Raw genomic sequence first — 22,496 nt, forward strand, 5'->3', positions numbered from 1 at the left:
CGTGCGCATCCTGCTCACAGAAGACAATATCGCGCTGGCCGACGGTCTCTCGGCGATCCTGCGCGGCACGGGCCATGCCGTCGACGTCGTCCATGACGGCGCATCCGCCAATGCGGTCATCGCCGCTGAAAATTTCGATCTGGTCATTCTCGACCTCAACCTGCCCGAAATGGACGGGCTCGACGTGCTGCGCGCTATGCGCGCCCGGCAGAACCAGGCAGCCGTCCTCATCCTGACGGCGCGCGGCACGCCGGAAGAACGGGTGAAGGGTCTCGATCTCGGCGCCGATGATTATCTGATCAAGCCTTTCGATATTGCCGAATTCGAGGCCCGCGTACGCGTGCTGCTGCGCCGCCAGGCCGGGCTGCGTTCGGCGACCGTCGGCTTCGGCGGCATTTCTTTCGACCTTAATTCCCGCACCTTTTCATCAGGCGACACCCCTCTTGATATTCCCGCCCGCGAACTCGGCTTGCTCGAAATCCTCTTCATGCGGGCCGGCAAGGTCGTGGCCAAGGAGGCGATCATCCAGTCGCTGACAGCCTTCGACGACGACATTTCCGCAAACGCGATCGAGCAATATGTCAGCCGGCTGAGGAAACGCCTCTCGCCGCACGGCCTGACGGTCAAGACCGCCCGCGGGATCGGCTACTATCTCGACAAGCTGCCCGAGGCCTCATGAAAGCCGCCTATTCCCTCAGGCGCCGGCTGCTCTTCTGGCTGCTCATTTCGACCGCCGTCATCGGCACGCTGGCGCTCGCCGATACCTATCGCGAGGCGGTCAAGACGTCGAATATCGTCTCCGACCGCGTGCTCGCCGGCTCTGCTCTGGCAATTGCCGAACGCGTCGTCGTCGCCGAAGACGGGACATTGCAGGTCGACATTCCCTATGTCGCCCTGGAAATGCTGACCTCGGCGGCGCAGGACCGGGTCTTCTACCGCGTTGACGGCCCTCCGGGTCAATTCATCACCGGCTATCAATCCCTGCCGGTCCTGAAGAAGACGCCCGGCAATGCCGCAGCCTTCGCCGATGACAGCTTTCGCGGCGAGCCCATCCGCATCGCCACGCTCGAGCGCTCGGCTTCGACGGGCATCCGCTCCGTGCCCTTCGTCGTGACGGTCGCCGAAACCACCATCGCTCGCCGGCAATTGACGCAGGCGATTCTCGTACGTTCGGCGCTGCGTCTCGCCTTCATGATCTTGGGCGCGGCGGTCATCGTCTGGATATCGGTCACGGTGGCGCTCCGCCCGCTCTACAAGCTCGGGGACGCCATCGGCGAACGCAGTCCTGACGATCTGCATCCGATCGAACAAACCGTGCCGAGCGAGGTCGATCCGCTGGTCGATACGGTGAATTCCTTCATGGTCCGCCTGCAGTCGGCCCTCGATGCGCTGCGCAATTTCACCGGCAATGCCAGCCATCAGCTTCGCACGCCCTTAGCGATCATCCGTACCCAGCTCGCCCTTTCGGCCCGCGCCGGCACGCTCGATGAAGCCCAGGCGGCGGCGCTGAAGGGAGACCAGGCCGTGGCGCATGCCGAGCGCATCCTTGCCCAGCTTCTCCTGATGGCGAAGATCGACGCCGCCACCGCCAAGGAGGCGCTGACCGCCTCCGCCATCGACCTTGGGGCAATCGCCCAGGAAATCACCGGCGAGCAGATCCCGGCGGCCGCCGTCGCCGGCATCGATCTCGGCTTCGAGGGCGAAAGCCCGGCCATGATCCGCGCCGAGCCGCTGCTGATCGGCGAGATGCTGCGCAATCTCGCCGGCAACGCCATCGCCTATGCCGGCAAGGGGGCTGAAGTCACCGTCCGCATCATCGCAGCCGCCGACACGGTTCGTCTCGAAGTCGAGGACAATGGTCCCGGTATTCCCAGTGAGAAGCTGGAGGCGGTCCGCAGGCGCTTTTCGCGCGGCAATGATTCCGGCGCGCCCGGCGCCGGCCTCGGCCTGCCGATCGTCGAAGAAATCGCCAATCTTTTCAACGCCGCCTTAACGCTGGAGCCGGGCGCGGGCGGCAAGGGCCTGAAGGCGGTGGTCACCTTCGCCAAGGCGGTATAAACCGGCGGGTCCCCGGCGTTCCGCCCTTGCTTTCTTTCGCTGCATTGCACACACTGACTTCGGGAACAGCAAGCCGCACAACGATGCGCGCCGGACAAAAGAGAAATATGTCGATCAAAGCCAGCATCTATCATCTGACGCACTATACCTACGACAAACCGGTCCGCCTCGGCCCACAGATCATCCGGTTGAAACCGGCCTCGCATTCGAAGACAAGCGTGCTCAGCCACTCGCTGAAGGTCACGCCCTCCAACCACTTCGTCAACCTGCAGCAGGACCCCTACGGCAACTACCTCGCCCGCTATGTCTTCCCCGACCCCGTGACCGAGTTCAAGATCGAGGTCGACCTCGTCGCCGACATGACGGTCTATAATCCCTTCGACTTCTTCGTCGAGGAGGAGGCGACCAAGTGGCCGTTCGACTATCCTGAAAGCATCCGCGAGGATCTGTCGATCTACATGACGCCGGAACCGGCCGGCCCGCGCCTCAAGGCGCTGCTGCCGACGCTCGACTGGTCGCCGGGCCAGCCGACGATCGATATGGTCGTCGGTCTGAACGCCCGCCTGCAGCGGCAGATCGGCTATGTCATCCGCATGGAAACCGGTGTGCAGACGCCGGAGGAGACGCTGGAAAGCGCCAAGGGCTCCTGCCGCGACACCAGCTGGCTGCTCGTCCAGATCCTGCGCCATCTCGGCCTCGCCGCCCGCTTCGTCTCCGGCTACCTCATCCAGCTGACCCCTGATCTGAAGGCGCTCGACGGCCCCTCCGGGACCGAGGTCGATTTCACCGACCTGCATGCCTGGGCCGAGGTCTATCTACCGGGTGCCGGCTGGGTCGGCCTCGATCCGACCTCCGGCCTTCTGACCGGCGAAAGCCATATCCCGCTTGCAGCAACGCCGCATTACCGCAACGCTGCCCCGATTTCCGGCGGCTATTTCGGCGAGGCCGAAACCGAATTCGCCTTCGATATGAAGGTCTCGCGCGTCGCCGAACATCCGCGCATCACCAAGCCTTTCTCCGATGATAGCTGGAACGAGCTCAATGAACTCGGCGAGAAGGTCGACCGTGTCCTCGAAGCCGAGGATGTGCATCTGACGATGGGCGGCGAGCCGACCTTCGTCTCGATCGACGATTTCCAATCCGAGGAATGGAATACCGCCGCCGTCGGCCCGACTAAGCGTGAAAAGGCCGACACCCTGATCCGCCGGCTGCAGGAACGCTTCGCTCCCGGCGGCTTCCTGCATTACGGCCAGGGCAAATGGTATCCGGGCGAAAGCCTGCCGCGCTGGACCTTCTCGCTCTACTGGCGCCGCGACGGCAAGCCGATCTGGCAGAACCTCGATCTGGTCGCCGCAGAAGGCAAGGATACCGGCGTTACAGCCGAGGATGCCGGGAGGTTTCTGACGGCCATCGCAAAGGAATTGGCGATCAAACCTGACATGGTGCAGCCGGCCTATGAGGACCCGGCCGACTGGATCATCAAGGAGGGCAACCTCCCCGAAAACGTCGATCCGGCGAATTCGAAGCTGAAGGATCCCGAGGAGCGCAACCGTATCGCCCGGGTGTTTGCCCGCGGCCTGACCGTCCCCACAGGTTACGTCCTTCCGGTCCAGGCATGGAACGCCAGGGCAGTTGAAAGCCGTGTCTGGATCAGCGAGAGATGGAACACCCGCCGCGGCAGGATCTTCCTCGTTCCGGGCGACAGTCCGATCGGCTATCGCCTGCCGCTCGGCACCCTGCCCTATGTGCCCCCGGCGCGTTATCCCTATATCCATCCCGCCGATCCGACGATCCCGCGTGAACCGCTGCCGGACGTTTTCGTCCCGGCCGGCCGCGCCATGCCGGAAGCCTCCTTCCATTCCGGCGAGAGCAATCGCAGCCGCATCGAACAGACGCTCGGCGACATCGGCGGCGCCGTGCGCACCGCTATGTCGGTCGAACCGCGCGACGGCAGGCTCTGCGTCTTCATGCCGCCGGTCGAACGCATCGAGGATTATCTCGAGCTGATCGCCGCTGCCGAAAACGCCGCCGCCGAACTGAAGCTTCCGGTCCATATCGAAGGTTACCCGCCGCCGCAGGACGAGCGCATCAATGTCATCCGCGTCGCTCCCGATCCCGGCGTCATCGAGGTCAACATCCGTCCGGCTTCGAGCTGGAGGGAATGCGTCGACATCACCACGGCGATCTACGAAGAGGCGCGCGCCACAAGGCTCGGCGCCGACAAATTCATGATCGACGGCCGTCATACCGGTACCGGCGGCGGCAACCATGTCGTCGTCGGCAGCGCCAACCCGAACAACAGTCCCTTCCTGCGCCGCCCGGATCTCCTGAAGAGCGTTGTCCTCCACTGGCAGCGCCACCCATCGCTCTCCTACCTCTTCTCCGGCATGTTCATCGGCCCGACCAGCCAGGCGCCGCGCATCGATGAAGCGCGTCACGACAGCCTCTACGAGCTGGAGATCGCCATGGCGCAGATCCCCGCGCCCGGTCGCGGCCAGCAACCCCTGCCCTGGCTCGTCGATCGCCTGTTCCGCAACCTCCTGACCGACGTCACCGGCAATACCCATCGCGCCGAGATCTGCATCGACAAGCTGTTTTCGCCCGACGGCCCCACCGGCAGGCTCGGCCTCATCGAGTTCCGCGGCTTCGAGATGCCGCCGAATGCCCGCATGTCGCTTGCCCAGCAACTGCTGGTCCGCGCGCTGATCGCCCGCTTCTGGGTCAACCCCGCCGACGGCAAGTTCGTCCGCTGGGGCACGACCCTGCATGATCGTTTCATGCTGCCGCATTTCGTCTGGGCCGATTTCCTCGACGTGCTTGCCGACCTCAGCCAAAACGGTTTCGACGTCAGCCCGGAATGGTTCAGGGCCCAGCTCGAATTCCGCTTCCCCTTCTGCGGCGAAGTCGAATACGAGGGCTCGAAACTGGAACTTCGCCAGGCGCTGGAGCCCTGGCATGTCATGGGCGAAGAAGGCGCCATCGGGGGTACGGTGCGCTATGTCGACAGTTCCGTCGAGCGCCTTCAGGTGCGGTTCGAAACCAGCAATACAGCGCGCTATACGGTTACCTGCAATGGCCGAACCCTGCCGCTGACGCCGACCGGCACCTCGGGCGTATCGGTCGCCGGCGTCCGTTACAAGGCGTGGCAGCCGGCCTCAGGCCTGCATCCCGTACTGCCGGTCAACACGCCTTTGACTTTTGACATTTATGATACATGGTCGAAGCGTTCGATCGGCGGCTGCATCTATCATGTTGCCCATCCGGGCGGCCGGACCTATGACACCTTCCCGGTCAACGGCAACGAGGCGGAAGCAAGGCGGCTCGCCCGCTTCGAACCGTGGGGGCATACGGCGGGCGGATATATCCCGCGGGCCGAGACGGGTTCGCCGGAATTCCCGCTGACGCTGGATCTGAGGCGGCCCGCCGGCATTTAAGGCCCGGGGCAAAGGCCGAGGGTGAGGTTGGGTTTTGATGGGTAAGAGACCGGCAGCGGAGCGCAGGCAAGAGGCGGAGAGCAGCATCGGCAAGGATGCGGCCTTCGGCTATGCGCCGCTTCCCGGCACCGCCGACGAGATGGTCGACAATAAAGGCGCGGTCCGCCCCGTCTGGCAGCGTTTCCTCTCGCATCTGGGCGCAATGCCGGAAAAGGATCTCGCGGAGCGTTTCGCCCGCGCCGACCGCTATCTCAGAGACGCCGGCGTCTTCTACCGTGCCTATGGCAGCAAGGGAGCCGGCGAACGCGCCTGGCCGATCTCGCATATCCCGGTGCTGATCGACGAGCGCGAATGGCAGGCGCTGTCGGCCGGTCTCGTTCAGCGCGCCGATCTGCTGGAGGCGATCATTGCCGATATCTACGGCGAGAACCGGCTGGTCGAGGAAGGATTCCTGCCGCCGGCGCTGATCGCCGCCAATCCCGAATTTCAGCGCCCGCTGGCCGGCATCCGGCCAGCATCCGGCCACTATCTGCACTTCTGCGCCTTCGAGATCGGCCGCGGGCCTGACGGCAATTGGTGGGTGCTGGCAGACCGCACCCAGGCTCCCTCCGGCGCCGGCTTCGCGCTAGAAAACCGTGTCGCGACGACCCGAGCCTTCTCGGATATCTACGCCGAAACGCCCGTCCACCGCCTCGCCTCCTTCTTCGGCGGCTTCCGCGATGCGCTGCAGGACATGAAACATTCGGGCGACGACCGCATCGCCGTCCTGACGCCGGGCCCCGCCAACGAGACCTATTACGAACACGCCTACATCGCCCGCTATCTCGGCTTCATGCTGCTCGAGGGCGAGGATCTCGCCGTCGTCAAGGGCCGCGTCATGGTGCGAACCGTCGCCGGCCTGAAGCCGATCGGCGTGCTCTGGCGCCGCCTCGATTCGGCCTTTGCCGACCCGCTGGAGCTGAACCAGAATTCGCATATCGGCACGCCCGGTCTGGTGGAGGCGCTGCGCGCCGAAAGCGTCACCATCGTCAACGCGCTCGGCACCGGCATTCTCGAAACCCGGGCGCTTCTCGCCTTCATGCCGACCATCTGCCGGCATCTGCTCGGACAAGATCTGAAACTGCCCTCGATCGCCACCTGGTGGTGCGGCCAGAAGGAAGAGCGCGAGCAAGTCGCGAAGAATATCGAGAAAATGGTGATCGGCCCGGCCTATTCCCGTGCGCCCTTCTTCGACGACAACGGCGAATCCGTGCTCGGCTCGGCGCTGCGGGCGACCGCCAAGGACTCCATTGCCGATTGGCTGAATTCGGACGGTCAGAAACTGGTCGGTCAGGAAGTCGTCACACTGTCGACGACGCCCGCCTGGGTGAACGGCAAACTCGTGCCGCGGCCGATGTCGCTGCGCGTTTTCGCTGCCCGCACGGCAAACGGCTGGCAGATCATGCCCGGCGGTTTTGCCCGCATCGGCTCCGGTGCCGACGTCTCGGCGATCGCCATGCAGTCCGGCGGAGCAGCCGCCGACGTCTGGATCGTCAGCGACAAGCCGGTCGAGCGTCACACCCTGCTGCCGGCCGAAGGCAGCTTCACCCGCAACATGCCTGGCAGCCTGCCGAGCCGGGCGGCCGACAATCTGTTCTGGCTCGGCCGCTACATCGAACGCGCCGAAGGGGCGCTGCGCATCCTGCGCGCCTGGCATGCGCGTTTTGCCGAAGCCGCCGATCCGAGCCAGCCGCTGCTCGCCGATGTCTCCGCCTATCTCGCGGCCGTCGATATCGATACCGCCGAGCCCGTGCCCGAGAAGCTCCTGCGCAACATCGACAGCGCCGTCTATTCGGCGAGCAACATCCGCGACCGCTTCTCGCCCGATGGTTGGCTCGCTCTCAACGATCTCGCCAAGACCGCCCGCCGCTTTCACGCCACCGTCACGGCCGGCGATGACGCCAGCCATGCGATGACGATCCTCCTGCGCAAGCTGGCGGGCTTTGCCGGCCTCGTGCACGAAAACATGTACCGCTTCATGGGCTGGCGCTTCCTGTCGCTCGGCCGCTATATCGAGCGCGGCCTGCACATGACGCGCCTGCTCGGCCACATGTCCGGCCCGGAAGCGCCCGACGGCGCGCTCGACATGCTGCTCGAGATCGGCGACAGCGTCATGACCCACCGTCGTCGCTACAACGTCAATACCGCGCGGCTGACCGTCACCGACCTGTTGGCGCTCGATCCCCTCAATCCCCGCTCGGTCCTCTTCCAGGTGAACGAGATCCACCATGAGGTCGAGCAATTGCCGAACGCCCTGATCAATGGGCAGATGTCGCCCTTCTACCGCGAGGCGATGCGGCTTCATTCCGGCCTGGCGGTGATGACGCCGGAGGGCATGGGAGTCGAGGTCTACCAGCGGTTCGAACGCGAATTGGAGCAGCTTTCCGATCTGCTCGCCCAGACCTATCTCGGGTGACGGCGGTGCTTTACGATCTCTCGCTCCGCATGAATTACAGCTACGACGTGCCGGCCTCCGGCGCTCGCCACGTCATGCGACTGATGCCGCTGTCGCTGAGTAATCGGCAACGCCTGGTCGCCGGCTCGATCACCGTCTCACCGACGCCGGACGAGCAGTCGCATTTCGTCGATTTCTTTCAACATCCCGCCACCTCTTTCATGCTGCGGACGCCGCACGAGACCCTCGACATTCGCATGCAGGCCCGTGTGCAGGTCGAAAGCCAGCCGATCGCCGCCGATTTCTCGCCGCTGCTGGCCGACCTGCCGGAGGAAATATCAGACGTCTGGTCGCTGGCGCCGGATTCACCGCATCATTTTCTCGGCGACAGCCCGCGCCTGACGCAGGCGCGCGAGATTGGCGATTATGCACGAAGCTGCGTCACGCGCCAGCTGACAGCCATGCAGATCGCTCATGCGCTCTGCGCCCGCATCAATAAGGATTTCACCTACGATTCCGACGCGACGACAGTGGACACGACTCCGCTCGAAGCGTTCAGGCTCAAACGCGGCGTCTGCCAGGATTTCACCCACGTCATGATCCTGGCGCTCAGAAGCCTCGGCATTCCGGCCGGCTACGTCTCCGGTTTCCTGCGCACCATTCCGCCCCCCGGCAAGGAACGGCTGGAAGGGGCAGACGCCATGCATGCCTGGGTGCGGGTCTGGTGCGGCGAGACGATCGGCTGGATCGAGCTCGACCCGACCAACAACATTCCCGCCGGTATGGACCATATCGTCGTCGCCTATGGCCGCGACTATTCCGACGTCGTCCCCGTCATCGGCGTATTGAAAAGCTATGGCGGCCAGCGCGCCGTTCAGGCGGTCGATGTGATTCCGCTGAAATGATCCCAAAACTGGAAAAATTAGCCGATTCGTTAAAATTCTATTGACGCCGTAAGGACTGCGTAAAGAAGCAGCGTGCGTAAATCACCCCACAGGGTTTCCAGTTGGGTGAACATGATGAGCACCTCGTTTTTGCGTCCCTGCCTGCGTCGCATGTTCTGCGATCGAGGCGGTAATTTCGGTATCATGACGGCGATTTTGGCGCCGGTTCTGCTCGGCGCTGCCGGCATGGCGATCCAGGTCGGCGATATGCTGCTGTCGAAACAGCAATTGCAGGAGGCAGCCGACTCAGCCGCGCTGGCAACTGCGACAGCCCTGGGGAACGGCACGATCCAAACCTCTCAGGCCGAAGCCTTCGCACGGAACTTCGTCGCGGGGCAGATGGCGAATTATCTGCAGAGCGGTACCGACATCAAGAGCACGACGAGCGTCAATGTCCAGACGAGCACATCGGGCAATTCGGCGTCCTACCAGGTAACCGTCACACCGAGCTACGATCTCACGGTCAATCCGCTCATGCAGGCAGTCGGCTTCAGCACGCAGCATCTTTCGACGTCAAGCACGACGGTCAGCGGTCCTTCACAGACCCCGGGCTCCAATAGCCAGGGCTCCGTCTCCATGTTCCTCGCGCTCGATAAGTCAGGGTCGATGGGAGACCCTACCGAAACCGTCAACAAGGATCATCCGACGGAACCCTTCACCTATGACTGCAACCCCCACCTTAACAAGAAGGGCAAGTGGGTTTACGATACCTGCACGGGCAGCCGTACGAACTACTATACGAAGATAGAGGCGCTGAAGATGGCCGCCGGCAATCTTTTCGGCCAGCTCACCAGCGCCGATCCGAACGCCCAATACGTACGCACCGGCGCAGTCTCTTACGATATCGTTCAATACACACCCAGCACTCTTGCCTGGGGAACTGCCGGTGTCTCGAGCTACGTCAATGCGCTTCAGGCAGGAGGTGGCACCAATTCGAGTGGGGCGATGGGCACGGCGTATTCATCCCTCACGGCAAAGAATGCCGCAGGGAACGATGCCGAGGACGCCGCCCACAAATTGAAGACCGGGCAAATACCAAAAAAATACATCGTCTTCATGACGGACGGCGACAACAACAACGATAGCAGCGGCGGCCGTTCCTATGACACCCTGACCAGGGCGACATGTGACACCGCCAAGTCCAAGGGCATCGAAATCTATACGATTGCCTTCATGGCGCCGCCGGGCGGACAGGCGCTGCTGCAGTATTGCGCCTCCGATGCTGCCCATTATTTCCAGGCGGAACAAATGGAAGACCTCCTGGCCGCGTTCAAGGCGATCGGAGCGAAGGCTTCCGCACAACTGACGCGCCTGACTAACTAGCGACACCGCCAGGAGAAAGAGCCGAACAAAAAGCCGCGCCGGAGCAAGTCGGCGCGGCTTTTTGTTATCGCTATCCCTCACATCAGATCGGGAAAAGCAATTGAAATCAACCCCTTTAATTCGCGCGAATACGAAGGTTTCGCAAATTTTTCGTTTGTCCAAATCCTTTGTTGCAAGTGCTTCCCAACGATGCATAAACTGTTGCAAGCGCAGGCGACAAATCGATTAAATCAGGCATAACACCCTGAAACCAAATTAAAATTGGCGAGATCTGACCATGAATACCGTTTCCAAGCCGGTTATCCCCTCTCCCGCTCCCCGCAGCTCCAGGCCGGAAATTCTCGCCGAAGAAATCATCGAACGCCTGACCTACCGCATCGGCAAGGACGCCAAGGTGGCAAAGCCGCATGACTGGCTGACGGCGACGATCCTGGTGGTGCGCGACCGCATCATCGACAAGTGGATGGCCTCCACGCGTGAGGTCTATGCGACCGGAGCCAAGCGCGTCTATTATCTTTCTCTCGAGTTTCTGATCGGCCGCCTGATGCGCGATGCCGTCTCGAACCTCGGCCTAATGGAAGAGGTGCGCGATGCGCTAAGCTCCCTCGGCGTCGACGTCAACGTCATCGCCGGCCTGGAGCCGGACGCCGCGCTCGGCAATGGCGGCCTCGGCCGTCTCGCCGCCTGCTTCATGGAAAGCATGGCGACGGTCGATGTTCCGGCCTATGGCTACGGCATCCGCTACGTCCACGGCCTGTTCCGTCAGCAGATGGCCGACGGCTGGCAGGTGGAACTGCCGGAAAACTGGCTCGCCCACGGCAATCCCTGGGAATTCGAGCGCCGCGAGAGCGCCTATGAAATCGGTTTCGGCGGCGCCGTCGAATTCGTCACCACCCATGACGACCAGCCGCGCTACGTCTGGAAACCGGCCGAGCGCGTCATCGCCGCCGCCTTCGACACGCCGGTCGTCGGCTGGCGGGGGAAACGCGTCAACACGCTGCGCCTCTGGTCGGCGCAGCCGATCGACCCGATCCTGCTCGATGCCTTCAACGCCGGCGACCACATCGGCGCGCTGCGCGAAAGCAACAAGGCCGAAAGCCTGACCCGCGTGCTCTATCCGGCCGACGCTACGCCTGCCGGCCAAGAATTGCGGCTGCGCCAGGAATTCTTCTTCTCGTCGGCCTCGCTGCAGGACATTCTGCGCCGCCATCTGCAGCAATATGACGACTTTACCTCGCTGCCTGACAAGGTGGCCATTCAGCTGAACGACACCCATCCGGCCGTCTCGGTCGCCGAGCTCGTGCGTCTGCTCTGCGACGTACACGGCATGGATTTCGACCAGGCCTGGGATATCACCCGCCGCACCTTTTCCTACACCAACCATACGCTTCTGCCGGAAGCGCTGGAAAGCTGGCCCGTTCCGCTGTTCGAGCGCCTGCTACCGCGCCACATGCAGATCGTCTACGCGATCAATGCCAAGATCCTGCTGGAAGCCCGCAAAGGCAAGAACTTCTCCGACAGCGAAATCCGCTCGATCTCGCTGATCGAGGAAAGCGGCGACCGCCGCGTGCGCATGGGCAATCTCGCCTTCATCGGCTCGCACTCGATCAACGGCGTCTCGGCACTGCACACCGACCTGATGAAGGTCACGGTCTTTGCCGACCTGCACAAGCTCTATCCCGACCGCATCAACAACAAGACAAACGGCATCACGCCGCGCCGCTGGTTGCAGCAGTGCAATCCCGCCCTCACCGGTCTGATCCGGGAGGCGATCGGCGATGCGTTCCTCGATGATGCCGAGAAGCTGCGCCCGCTCGAGGCGCATGCTTCCGATCCGAGCTTTCAGCAGAAGTTCGCGGCGGTGAAGCGGGCCAACAAGGTGGCCCTTTCCAATCTCGTCGCCAGCCGCATGGGCGTGAAGCTCGATCCGTCGGCGATGTTCGACATCCAGATCAAGCGCATCCATGAATACAAGCGCCAGCTTCTGAACATCATCGAAGCCGTCGCCCTCTACGACCAGATCCGCTCGCATCCCGAGCTCGACTGGGTGCCGCGCGTAAAACTCTTCGCCGGCAAGGCGGCGCCGAGCTATTACAATGCCAAGCTGATCATCAAGCTGATCAACGACGTCGCCCGCACGATCAACCACGATCCGGCGGTGCGCGGGCTGCTGAAGGTCGTCTTCGTGCCCAACTACAATGTCTCGCTCGCCGAGATCATGGTTCCGGCCGCCGACCTTTCCGAGCAGATTTCGACCGCCGGCATGGAAGCCTCAGGCACCGGCAATATGAAGTTCGGCCTCAATGGAGCGCTGACGATCGGCACGCTCGACGGCGCCAATGTCGAAATGCGCGACAATGTCGGCGAAGACAACATCGTCATCTTCGGCCTTACGGCCGATGAGGTCGCCAAGGTCCGCAGCGACGGCCACAATCCCCGCGCCATTATCGAAGGGTCCCGCGAACTCTCCCAGGCGCTCTCAGCCATCGGTTCCGGCGTCTTCTCGCCCGACGACCGCAATCGTTATGCGGCGCTCATCGACGGGATCAATTCGCATGACTGGTTCATGGTCGCCGCGGATTTCGACGCTTATGCCCAGGCCCAGCGCGACGTCGATCAGATCTGGACCAACCAGTCCGCCTGGTACACGAAGACGATCAACAATACGGCACGGATGGGTTGGTTCTCCTCCGATCGCACGATCAGGCAATATGCAGACGAAATCTGGAGAGCCGGATGAAACCGCCGAAAACCGTCCCTGAAGTAGAGCTTTCCTGGGAAATTTCGGCAGATGAAATTACGGCGATCCTTGCCGGCTCACATTCCAATCCCTTTGCCGTCCTAGGTGTGCACCAAGCCGGCGACGCTTTCGTTGCCCGGTGCTTTATCCCGGGTGCGGAGGAAGTGACCGCCATGACCCTCGATGGCGGGATTGTCGGCGAATTGAACCAGCTCCACGCCGATGGCCTCTTCGCCGGGCCGGTTTCACTCGCCAAACTGCAGCCGGTGCGCTACCGCGCCCGGCGCGGCGACGCCGAATGGGCGGTCACCGACCCCTACAGCTTCGGGCCGGTGCTCGGGCCGATGGACGATTATTTCGCCCGCGAAGGTTCGCATCTGCGCCTGTTCGACAAGATGGGCGCCCATCTCATAAAGCATGACGGCGCGCAGGGCATCCACTTCGCGGTATGGGCGCCGAACGCCCAGCGCGTCTCCGTGGTTGGCGATTTCAACGGCTGGGACGGCCGCCGCCATGTCATGCGCTTCCGTGCCGACAGCGGCATCTGGGAAATTTTCGCTCCCGATGTGCCGCTCGGCGTCGCCTACAAATTCGAGATCCGCGGCCACGACGGCGTATTGCTGCCGCTGAAGGCCGATCCCTTCGCTCGCCGCAGCGAGCTCAGACCCAAGACCGCCTCGATCGCCGCTGCCGAGCTGGAGCAGGTCTGGGAGGACGAGGCCCATCTGAAGCACTGGCGCGAAACCGATAAGCGCCGGCAGCCGATCTCGATTTATGAGGTGCATGCCGGCTCCTGGCAGCGCCGGCAGGACGGCACCATGCTCTCCTGGGACGAGCTCGCCTCCAGTCTCATCCCCTATTGCGTCGACATGGGTTTCACCCATATCGAATTCCTGCCGATCACAGAGCATCCCTACGACCCCTCCTGGGGCTACCAGACGACGGGCCTTTACGCGCCGACCGCCCGTTTCGGCGAGCCGGAAGGCTTCGCCCGTTTCGTCAACGGCTGTCACAAGGTCGGTATTGGCGTCATTCTCGACTGGGTGCCGGCACATTTCCCGACCGACGAACACGGCCTCGGCTGGTTTGACGGGACGGCGCTCTACGAGCACGAAGACCCGCGCAAGGGCTTCCATCCGGACTGGAACACGGCGATCTATAATTTCGGCCGCACCGAAGTGGTTTCCTATCTGGTCAACAACGCCCTCTATTGGGCCGAGAAGTTCCATCTTGACGGCCTGCGCGTCGATGCGGTCGCCTCGATGCTCTATCTCGATTACTCCCGTAAGCACGGCGAATGGATCCCGAACGAATATGGCGGCAACGAGAACCTCGAAGCTGTCCGCTTTCTGCAGGACCTCAACATCCGCATCTACGGCCAGCATTCCAACGTCATGACCATTGCCGAGGAATCGACCTCCTGGCCGAAAGTCTCGCAACCGGTGCATGAAGGCGGCCTCGGCTTCGGCTTCAAATGGAACATGGGCTTCATGCATGACACGCTGAGCTACATGAAGCGCGACCCGGTGCACCGCAAGCACCACCATAATGAGCTCACCTTTGGCCTCCTCTACGCCTATTCGGAAAATTTCGTCCTGCCGCTGTCGCACGACGAGGTCGTTCACGGAAAGGGCTCGCTGATCGCCAAGATGCCGGGCGACGACTGGCAGAAGTTCGCCAATCTGCGCGCCTATTACGCTTATATGTGGGGCTATCCCGGCAAGAAGCTGTTGTTCATGGGCCAGGAATTCGCCCAGTGGAGCGAATGGAGCGAGGATCGGTCGCTCGACTGGAACCTGCTGCAATATCGCATGCACGAGGGCATGCGGCGCCTGGTGCGCGACCTCAACTTCACCTATCGCAGCAAGCCCGCCCTGCATGAGCGTGACTGCGAGGGCGAAGGCTTCGAATGGTTGATTGCCGACGACGGCGAGAATTCGGTCTTCGCCTGGCAGCGCAAGGCGCCGGGCCAGAAGCCGATCGTCGTCATCACCAACTTTACTCCCGTCTACCGCGAGAACTACTTGTTACGCCTGCCCTCCGCAGGCCGCTGGCGGGAGATTCTGAATACCGATGCCGACATCTATGGCGGTAGCGGCAAGGGCAATGGCGGGCGCGTGCAGGCCGTCGATGCCGGCGGCAATATCACCTGCTCGATCACGCTGCCGCCCTTGGCGACAATCATGCTTGAACCTGAAAATTAAGACTGGTGGGAGGAGAAAATGGTAGAGAAGCGTATTCAGCCACTTGCCCGCGATGCAATGGCTTACGTTCTGGCGGGCGGCAGGGGGAGCCGTCTCAAGGAACTCACCGACCGGCGCGCCAAGCCCGCCGTCTATTTCGGCGGCAAGGCCCGCATCATCGATTTCGCTCTGTCGAACGCGCTGAATTCGGGCATTCGCCGCATCGGCGTCGCGACGCAATACAAGGCGCATTCGCTGATCCGTCACATGCAGCGCGGCTGGAACTTCTTCCGCCCCGAGCGAAACGAAAGCTTCGACATCCTGCCTGCCTCGCAGCGCGTTTCCGAAACGCAGTGGTATGAAGGCACCGCCGACGCCGTTTATCAGAACATCGATATTATCGAGGATTACGGCGTCGAATACATGGTCATTCTCGCCGGCGATCATGTTTACAAGATGGATTATGAATACATGCTCCAGCAGCATGTCGATTCCGGCGCGGACGTGACGATCGGCTGCCTGGAAGTGCCGCGGATGGAAGCGGTGGGCTTCGGCGTCATGCATGTCAACGAAAAGGATGAAATCTTCGCTTTCATCGAAAAGCCGGCCGATCCGCCTGGCATTCCCGACAAGCCGGATTTCGCGCTCGCCTCGATGGGCATCTACGTCTTCCACACCAAATTCCTGCTCGATGCGCTGCGCCGCGACGCCGCCGACCCGACCTCGAGCCGCGATTTCGGCAAGGATATCATCCCCTATATCGTCAAGAACGGGAAGGCGGTCGCCCACCGTTTCGCCAAATCCTGCGTCCGTTCCGATTTCGAGCACGAGCCCTACTGGCGCGACGTCGGCACGATCGACGCGTACTGGCAGGCCAATATCGACCTGACGGCGATCGTCCCGGAGCTCGATATCTACGACAAGTCCTGGCCGATCTGGACCTATGCCGAGATCACCCCGCCGGCAAAATTCGTCCATGACGACGACGACCGCCGCGGCTCGGCCACGTCCTCCGTCGTCTCGGGCGACTGCATCATCTCGGGCGCCAGCCTCAACAAGAGCCTGCTCTTCACCGGCGTCAGGGCAAATTCCTTTTCCAAGCTGGAGGGAGCGGTCATCCTGCCGAACGTCAAGATCGGACGCCGCGCGCAGCTCAAGAATGTGGTGATCGACCATGGCGTCGTCATTCCGGAAGGCCTTGTCGTCGGCGAGGATCCGAAGCTCGACGCCAAGCGCTTCCGGCGGACGGAGAGCGGCATCTGCCTGATCACGCAGCCGATGATCGACAAGCTGGATATCTGACGTATGAAAGTTCTTTCGGTTTCGTCCGAAGTCTTCCCCTTGATCAAGACAGGGGGCCTGGCCGATGTGTCCGGCGCCCTGCCCATTGCTCTGAAAGCCTTCGGGGTCGAGACCAAGACCCTCCTGCCCGGCTACCCCGCCGTCATGAAGGTCATTCGCGACCCTGTCGTAAGACTCGAATTCCCGGACCTGCTCGGTGAGCGGGCGACCGTGCTCGAGGTTGAACACGAGGGCCTCGATCTGCTCGTCCTCGACGCACCCGCTTATTACGACCGGCCGGGCGGTCCCTATCTTGATCCGCTCGGCAAGGATTATCCCGACAATTGGCGCCGTTTCGCCGCTCTGTCGCTCGCCGCTTCCGAGATCGCCGCCGGACTGCTGCCCGGCTGGCGACCGGATCTCGTCCACACCCATGACTGGCAGGCGGCGCTGACCTCGGTCTACATGCGCTATTATCCGACGCCGGAACTGCCGAGCGTGCTGACCATCCACAACATCGCCTTCCAGGGCCAGTTCGGCTCCGAAATCTTTCCCGGTCTGCGCCTGCCCGACCATGCCTTTGCAGTCGACGGCATCGAATATTACGGCACGGTCGGCTTCCTCAAGGGCGGTCTGCAGACCTCTCATGCGGTCACGACCGTCAGCCCGACCTATGCCGACGAGATCCTGACGCCGCAATTCGGCATGGGGCTCGAAGGCGTCATCGCCACCCGCATCGATGAATTGCATGGAATCGTCAACGGCATCGACACCGATGTCTGGGACCCGGCGACCGATCCCGTCGTCCACACCCATTATGGCCCGACGACGCTGAAGAACCGCGAGGAAAACCGCCGCTCGATCGCCGAGTTCTTCCACCTCGACAATGACGATGCGCCGATCTTCTGCGTCATCAGCCGCCTCACTTGGCAGAAGGGCATGGATATCGTCGCCAACGTCGCCGACCAGATCGTCGCCATGGGCGGCAAACTCGTCGTGCTCGGCTCCGGCGAAGCAGCGCTCGAAGGCGCGCTGCTTGCCTCCGCCAGCCGCCATCCCGGCCGCATCGGCGTCTCGATCGGTTATAACGAGCCGATGTCGCATCTGATGCAGGCCGGCTGCGACGCGATCATCATCCCGTCGCGCTTTGAGCCCTGCGGCCTCACCCAGCTATACGGCCTGCGTTACGGCTGCGTGCCGATCGTCGCCCGCACCGGCGGATTGAACGACACCGTGATCGACGCCAATCACGCCGCACTTGCGGCGAAAGTGGCAACCGGCATACAATTCTCACCCGTGACCGAAACGGGCATGCTACAGGCAATCCGCCGTGCGATGCATTTTTACGCGGACCGAAAACTCTGGACCCAATTGCAAAAGCAAGGCATGAAATCGGATGTCTCCTGGGAGAAGAGCGCCGAACGCTACGCTGCCCTCTATTCAAGCCTCGTCTCGAAAGGCATGTGACCTAAAATGATCAAGTCCGTACCCACCACGCCCTATCTGGACCAGAAACCCGGCACGTCGGGTCTGCGTAAGAAGGTTCCGGTCTTCCAGCAGTCGAACTATGCGGAGAATTTCATCCAGTCGATCTTCGATTCGCTGGAAGGCTATCAGGGCAAGTGCCTCGTCATCGGCGGCGACGGACGTTACTACAATCGCGAAGTCATCCAGAAGGCGATCAAGATGGCCGCCGCCAACGGCTTCGGCAAGGTCATGGTCGGCAAGGGCGGCATTCTGTCAACGCCGGCCGCGTCCCACATCATCCGCAAGTACAAGGCCTTCGGCGGCATCATTCTGTCGGCCAGCCACAATCCCGGTGGCCCGACCGAAGACTTCGGCATCAAGTACAACATCAACAATGGCGGCCCGGCGCCGGAGAAGATCACCGACGCGATCTATGCGCGCTCCAAGACGATCGACAGCTACAAGATCGCCGATTTCGCGGACGTCAATCTCGACCGCATCGGCAAGGACGAGCTTCCCGGCGGCATGATCCTCTCGGTCATCGACCCGGTCGAGGACTATGCCGCGCTGATGGAAGAACTGTTCGATTTCGGCGCCATCCGCAATCTGATCAGCCTCGGTTTCCGCATCGCTTTCGACGGCATGAGCGCCGTCACCGGTCCCTACGCCAAGGAAATCTTCGAAAATCGCCTCGGCGCTCCCTTGGGTTCGGTGCGCAACTTCATGCCGCTGCCGGATTTCGGCGGTCATCACCCCGATCCGAACCCGGTTCACTGCAAGGAACTCTTCGATGAGATGATGGGAGAGGACGCGCCCGATTTCGGTGCCGCGTCCGACGGCGACGGCGACCGCAACCTCATTATCGGCCGCGGTATCTTCGTCACCCCCTCGGACAGTCTGGCGATCCTTGCCGCCAACGCCAATCTCGCTCCCGGCTACTCCGGCGGCCTAGCCGGCATCGCCCGGTCGATGCCGACATCGGGCGCGGCCGACCGCGTCGCTGAAAAACGCGGCATCGGCATGTATGAGACGCCGACCGGCTGGAAGTTCTTCGGCAACCTGCTCGACGCCGGCATGGCGACGATCTGCGGTGAGGAAAGCTCCGGCACGGGCTCCAATCATGTCCGTGAGAAGGATGGCCTCTGGGCCGTGCTGCTGTGGCTGAACATCCTTGCCGTGCGCGGCGAGAGCGTCGCCGACGTCGTCACCCAGCACTGGCAGACCTACGGCCGCAACTATTACTCGCGCCACGATTATGAAGGCCTTGACACCGACGCAGCGAATGGCTTGATGGACAATCTCCGCAGCCAGCTTTCCACCTTGGCCGGCAAGAACATCGGCAGCCTGAAGGTCGAGAAAGCCGACGACTTCGCCTATCATGATCCGATCGACAAATCGGTCAGCGAGCATCAGGGCATCCGCGTGCTCTTCGAGGGCGGCTCCCGCGTCGTCTACCGTCTCTCCGGCACCGGCACGTCCGGCGCAACCTTGCGCGTCTATATTGAGCGCTACGAGCCGGATTCGACTCGTCACAACATCGAAACGCAGGAAGCGCTCGCGGATCTGATTGCGGCCGCCGAAAGCATTGCCAGCATTCGTGAGCGCACGGGACGCGATGAGCCAACCGTGATCACCTGATCCGGGGCGGGACGTGCGGGACAGCAATTCGGCGCGGGGCGCGCTCGTCTTCGAGACCGGCGTCGAATTTGCCGTGTGGTCGCATCATGCCGCGCAGATCGAACTCTGCCTCTTCGAAGATGACGGCAACAGGGAATTCGCGCGCCTGCCGATGGCCCGCGATGGCAATCATACCCATCGCCTCTTCGTCGACGGCCTCGGGCAAGGCGCCCGCTACGGCTATCGCGCCGACGGCATCTATGCGCCCGACAAGGGCCTCTGGTTCGATCCGTCCAAACTGCTGATCGACCCTTACGCCAAGGAGATCGACCGGCCGTTCCGCTATGATCACCGCCTCGGTATCTATGGCGAGGACAGCCAGGATCTGATGCCGAAGGCGATCGTCACCACCGATACCCCGGCCGCAATCGCTAAGCCGCTCTTCAAACCGGGCGGTTTTATCTATGAAGTGGCGGTGCGGCCCTTCACCATTCTTCACCCCGATGTGCCGGAGGCCGAGCGCGGTACCGTCGCAGCCCTTGCCCATCCGTCAGTGATCGCGCATCTGAAGCGGATCGGGGTCGATGCCGTCGAACTGATGCCGATTACCGCCTGGATCGATGAGCGCCATCTGCCGCCGCTCGGTCTCACCAACGGCTGGGGCTATAACCCCGTCGGCCTGATGGCGCTCGATCCGCGGATTGTCCCCCGCGGCATTGCGGAACTGCGCAGGACGGTCGCCGCTCTCCATGCCGAAGGCATCGCCGTCATCCTCGATCTCGTCTTCAACCATACCGGCGAGAGCGACCGCTATGGCACGACGCTGTCGCTGCGCGGCCTCGACAACCTGCATTATTACCGCCACGTCCGAAACAGCCCCGGCGAACTCATCAACGACACCGGTACCGGCAACACGATCGCCTGCGACCATCCCGAGGTCAGGCGCCTCGTCATCGACAGCCTGCGGCATTTCGTGATCAACGCCGGCGTCGATGGTTTCCGTTTCGATCTCGCCCCGGTGCTGGGCCGCACCGCGAGCGGCTTCGAGCGCGACGGCGGAACGCTCGCTGCGATCCTTGCCGATGATCTGCTTGCCGACCGCATCATGATCGCAGAACCCTGGGATATCGGTCCGGGCGGTTACCAGCTCGGCAACTTCCCGCCGTCCTTCCTCGAATGGAATGACAGGGTTCGCGACGATCTGCGCTGTTACTGGCGTGGCGACCAATGGAAGACCGGCTCGCTCGCAACGGCGCTTGCCGGTTCCTCCGACATCTTCTCCCGCAACGACGGCAAAGGGACGCGCAGCGTCAATTTCCTCGCCGCCCATGACGGCTTCACGCTGATCGACCTCGTCTCCTATGCCGGCAAGCACAATGACGCCAACGGCGAGCACAATCGGGACGGCCACAACGAGAACCATTCCTGGAACAATGGCGTCGAAGGCGAGACCCCCTATCCCACAATCCGCAAGCGCCGGATCAATGACGTGATGGCGTTGATATCAACGCTCTTTGCCACCCGTGGCAGCGTCATGCTGACGGCGGGTGACGAGGGCGGCCGCAGCCAGCGCGGCAATAACAATGCCTATTGCCAGGACAACGAGATCACCTGGCTGGACTGGAAGGCGTTGAACGAGGATCTCATCGCCCATACCGCTTTCGTCGCAGGGCTGCGGCGCCGCTTCACTGTTTTTTCCGAAACCGGCTTCCTCTCCGGCAATGGCGATGTCGAATGGATCTCACTCTCCGGCGAACCGATGACCGTTGCCGAATGGGAGACGCCGTCGCTCTCGACGCTCGGCATGCTGCTCGCCACCGGCGACCGCTCCTCGCGCGGCAAGAACACCCGGCTTGCCGTGCTTTTCAATCGCTCGGAGAGCCGCCAGCTCTTTACGCTCCCGTCGGAAAACGAGCCGGGCTGGCGCCAGCTGACGCCGGAGGGAGCGAAGAAGGCCGACGCCCGCGTGACCGTCGAGCCACGCTCCGTCGCCTTTTTCGTAGAAAAATGACCGCCTCCCCCCACGCACGCAAATCCTTGTCGCAATCGTCATAAATGCACGATAAGGCTTTGCCCGGCGGCTGTTCTCACGAGGAATTCATGGTCACGGAAATTTCACTCTCCGACGTGCGGGGATTGATCGGCATGGAAACGGGTCTTTCGGATTGGATCACCGTCGACCAGACAATGATCGATGCCTTTGCGGGGGCGACCGACGACCATCAGTTCATTCATGTCGATCCCGAGCGCGCGGCAGCCGAAAGCCCCTTCGGCGGCACCATCGCCCATGGTTTCCTGACGCTGTCCCTGCTGTCGGCGATGAACTACAATTGCCTGCCGAAAGTGCGCGAGCAGACCATGGGCATCAACTACGGCTTCGACCGCGTCCGCTTCATGACGCCTGTCAAGAGCGGCGCCCGCGTGCGCGGCCGCTTTCTGCTCTCCGACGCCCGCTTCCGCGGCGGCGGCATGCTGATGACTACCTATGACGTGACGATCGAAATCGAAAACGAGAAGAAGCCGGCGCTGACGGCAAGATGGATCACCATCATCCAGTTCGATCCGAAGGACCGCCCGGAAGACGCGTAGGCAATCGAGGCTCTTGTTATTCCGGTGAATTGATCACCGCTTCGAGAGCATGTCCGTCCGGATCGATTACGAAGGCAGCATAATAATGCTCGCCATAGTGGGGCCTCAGACCTGGAGCGCCGTTGTCACGGCCGCCATGCGCGATTGCCGCCGCATGAAACCCGTCAACCGCTTGGCGACTTGGTGCGGCAAAGGCCAGATGAAAACCCGAACCCGGCGGACGCTGGCCATCAGGACGGTGCTTGATCGCCAGCTTGTCCCCGCCGCCCGGAAGGCCGTAGCCGATTGCCTGGTCTGTTTCTCCCGGCCTGATATCGTCCCAGACCCTGACATAACCGAGCGCGGCAAGGGCGGCATCGTAAAATGCCGCCGACCGTTCGATATCGGAAACACCGAGGGAGGCATGATGCAGCATTCGCCTATCCC

General features: G+C 62.5%; 14 protein-coding genes. 13 read left to right on the forward strand and 1 reads right to left on the reverse strand.

The window, feature by feature from the left end; translation table 11 throughout:
• The first annotated feature begins 1 nt into the window (after nt 1).
• From QWJ46_RS10525 to QWJ46_RS10585, 13 genes are all read left to right on the forward strand, one after another.
• Nucleotides 2-679, forward strand: coding sequence for a response regulator transcription factor (locus QWJ46_RS10525; RefSeq protein ID WP_020922268.1), 678 nt, complete (start codon nt 2-4; stop codon nt 677-679).
• Complete coding sequence (locus QWJ46_RS10530; RefSeq protein ID WP_184454974.1) at nt 676-2,058, forward strand: sensor histidine kinase; 1,383 nt, start codon at nt 676-678, stop codon at nt 2,056-2,058. Before QWJ46_RS10525 ends, QWJ46_RS10530 begins: the two co-directional genes overlap by 4 nt.
• Nucleotides 2,059-2,165: 107 nt before the next feature.
• Complete coding sequence (locus tag QWJ46_RS10535) at nt 2,166-5,492, forward strand: DUF2126 domain-containing protein (protein WP_302751095.1); 3,327 nt, start codon at nt 2,166-2,168, stop codon at nt 5,490-5,492.
• A 37-nt stretch (nt 5,493-5,529) separates the two neighbouring features.
• Nucleotides 5,530-7,947 (forward strand): circularly permuted type 2 ATP-grasp protein, encoded by a 2,418-nt coding sequence (locus QWJ46_RS10540; RefSeq protein WP_302751096.1) that lies wholly within the window; start codon nt 5,530-5,532, stop codon nt 7,945-7,947.
• Nucleotides 7,944-8,831 (forward strand): transglutaminase family protein, encoded by an 888-nt coding sequence (locus QWJ46_RS10545; RefSeq protein ID WP_302751097.1) that lies wholly within the window; start codon nt 7,944-7,946, stop codon nt 8,829-8,831. The genes QWJ46_RS10540 and QWJ46_RS10545 overlap by 4 nt, the downstream gene beginning before the upstream one ends.
• Before the next feature lie 114 nt (nt 8,832-8,945).
• Nucleotides 8,946-10,193: a TadE/TadG family type IV pilus assembly protein gene (locus QWJ46_RS10550; RefSeq protein WP_302751098.1), complete on the forward strand. Its 1,248-nt coding sequence runs from the start codon at nt 8,946-8,948 to the stop codon at nt 10,191-10,193.
• 277 nt (nt 10,194-10,470) lie between these two features.
• Entirely contained in the window at nt 10,471-12,933 is a 2,463-nt protein-coding gene (locus QWJ46_RS10555; RefSeq protein ID WP_302751099.1) for a glycogen/starch/alpha-glucan phosphorylase, read from the forward strand.
• Nucleotides 12,930-15,137: a 1,4-alpha-glucan branching protein GlgB gene (gene glgB, locus QWJ46_RS10560; protein ID WP_302751100.1), complete on the forward strand. Its 2,208-nt coding sequence runs from the start codon at nt 12,930-12,932 to the stop codon at nt 15,135-15,137. The genes QWJ46_RS10555 and glgB overlap by 4 nt, the downstream gene beginning before the upstream one ends.
• An 18-nt stretch (nt 15,138-15,155) precedes the next feature.
• Entirely contained in the window at nt 15,156-16,418 is a 1,263-nt protein-coding gene (glgC, locus tag QWJ46_RS10565; protein ID WP_184454968.1) for a glucose-1-phosphate adenylyltransferase, read from the forward strand.
• A gap of 3 nt (nt 16,419-16,421) precedes the next feature.
• Nucleotides 16,422-17,864, forward strand: coding sequence for a glycogen synthase GlgA (gene glgA, locus QWJ46_RS10570; RefSeq protein ID WP_302751101.1), 1,443 nt, complete (start codon nt 16,422-16,424; stop codon nt 17,862-17,864).
• A gap of 6 nt (nt 17,865-17,870) precedes the next feature.
• Nucleotides 17,871-19,502, forward strand: coding sequence for an alpha-D-glucose phosphate-specific phosphoglucomutase (locus QWJ46_RS10575; protein WP_302751102.1), 1,632 nt, complete (start codon nt 17,871-17,873; stop codon nt 19,500-19,502).
• Nucleotides 19,503-19,515: 13 nt separating this feature from the next.
• Nucleotides 19,516-21,492 carry a glycogen debranching protein GlgX gene (gene glgX, locus QWJ46_RS10580; protein ID WP_302751103.1) on the forward strand — a complete coding sequence of 659 codons (1,977 nt, stop codon included), beginning with the start codon at nt 19,516-19,518 and terminating at the stop codon, nt 21,490-21,492.
• A gap of 89 nt (nt 21,493-21,581) precedes the next feature.
• Nucleotides 21,582-22,070: a MaoC family dehydratase gene (locus QWJ46_RS10585; RefSeq protein ID WP_184454964.1), complete on the forward strand. Its 489-nt coding sequence runs from the start codon at nt 21,582-21,584 to the stop codon at nt 22,068-22,070.
• 16 nt (nt 22,071-22,086) lie between these two features.
• Here the strand turns inward: QWJ46_RS10585 and QWJ46_RS10590 are convergent, their stop codons facing one another.
• Nucleotides 22,087-22,485, reverse strand: coding sequence for a VOC family protein (locus tag QWJ46_RS10590; protein WP_184454963.1), 399 nt, complete (start codon nt 22,483-22,485; stop codon nt 22,087-22,089).
• Nucleotides 22,486-22,496: the final 11 nt, after the last annotated feature.

Source organism: Rhizobium sp. CBN3 (assembly GCF_030518245.1).
GTDB lineage: Bacteria > Pseudomonadota > Alphaproteobacteria > Rhizobiales > Rhizobiaceae > Rhizobium > Rhizobium aethiopicum_A.